Genomic DNA, 1206 nt, shown 5'->3' with positions numbered 1-1206 from the left:
AAAGAAGCGGATATATTGGAGTATACCTCAGTGCGAGCCATATCTGAACTCGCCGAATTCGTTAGCAGCTATCCAGCAAGTGCACTGCCTGCGGCGACACGGCGTACAATTTCGTTGCTCATTTTAGATCTTATCGGTGCCACGGCTGCGGGCCTGCGATCGCCGTTAGCTGATGCGGCCAGAAAATCAGCACTGGAAGCCTATGGCGAGGGCCTGATCAGCATTTGGGTGACCGAGGATCGTTCTAGTGTGGTCGGCGCCGCGATGGCGAACAGCGCTGCGGCAAGCGCGCTGGATATCGACGACGGTCATCGTGGCGCAGCAGGCCACGCGGGTGCCGGCGTTATTCCCGCCGCCTTGGCAGTGGCTCAGGCTGTTGACGCGTCGGTCTCCGAGACCATGGTTGCAATTGCGCTCGGATATGAAATCGCCCTCCGAATCGCGAGCTCTCGGCCGGTTGCGGCAATCGATACGTATGCAACTGGACGCTGGGTCGGCTACGGGGCTGCGGCTGCAGCTAGCCGTCTCTTGGGTTTGAGTGCCACGGAAACCGCTCATGCGTTAGGTATTGCCGGATCCGAAGGACCAATCGTCTTCCTGACCACAACCTCGAAATTCGAGGGTAGCACGATCAAGGAAGGGATTCCGCCCGCCGTGGTTGCAGGTATCACCGCCGCCTATCGCGCGCGGGCAGCCGCAACTGGACCTCTCAATCTTCTCGATGACGACGATCGTTTCACCCGCCATCTCCTGACCCAAAATCTTGGGTCTTCATGGGAAATTCAAAAATGCTATCTTAAGCCGTATGCATGCTGTCGCTATATCCACGCAGCTATCGATGCGATACTAGCCATGCGTCGCGATGGGCAAGAGATCCGCAAGCTGCGCATAGAAACTTTCCCACAAGCGCTGCGCCTAGCAAACGAGCGCGCCCCCAGCACCTTGGAGGGGGCTCAATACAGCTTCTATTTTAGTTGCGCACTGGCCGCTTTGTACGGGCGGGAAGCCCTACGGCCTGTTCAACCTGAACGTCTCACTGACGTACGCATCATTGAGTTGGCCGGGCGTATTGAGCTTGAAGCGTCCTCCGATTTCGCTTCGGCGTTTCCAGCCGAAACGCCAGCCCGCGTTGTCATGGATCAAGGGAAAGGGCCGGAAGAAATGATTGTACGACACCCACTTGGGGATGTCCTGCGCCCTTTATCG

The 1206-nt window shown here is 57.7% G+C and carries 1 protein-coding gene; it reads left to right on the top strand.

All coding sequences use genetic code 11. The features are described from left to right. Nucleotides 1–30: 30 nt before the first annotated feature. The coding region (locus tag EN852_RS34500) for an MmgE/PrpD family protein (RefSeq protein ID WP_135858162.1) at nucleotides 31–1206 on the top strand (1176 nt) is incomplete at its 3' end.

It is taken from the genome of Mesorhizobium sp. M2E.F.Ca.ET.209.01.1.1 (assembly GCF_004010375.2).
Taxonomy (GTDB): domain Bacteria; phylum Pseudomonadota; class Alphaproteobacteria; order Rhizobiales; family Rhizobiaceae; genus Mesorhizobium.
The sequence above is the reverse complement of the archived record's forward strand: the minus strand, read 5'-3'. Positions and strand labels throughout refer to the sequence as shown.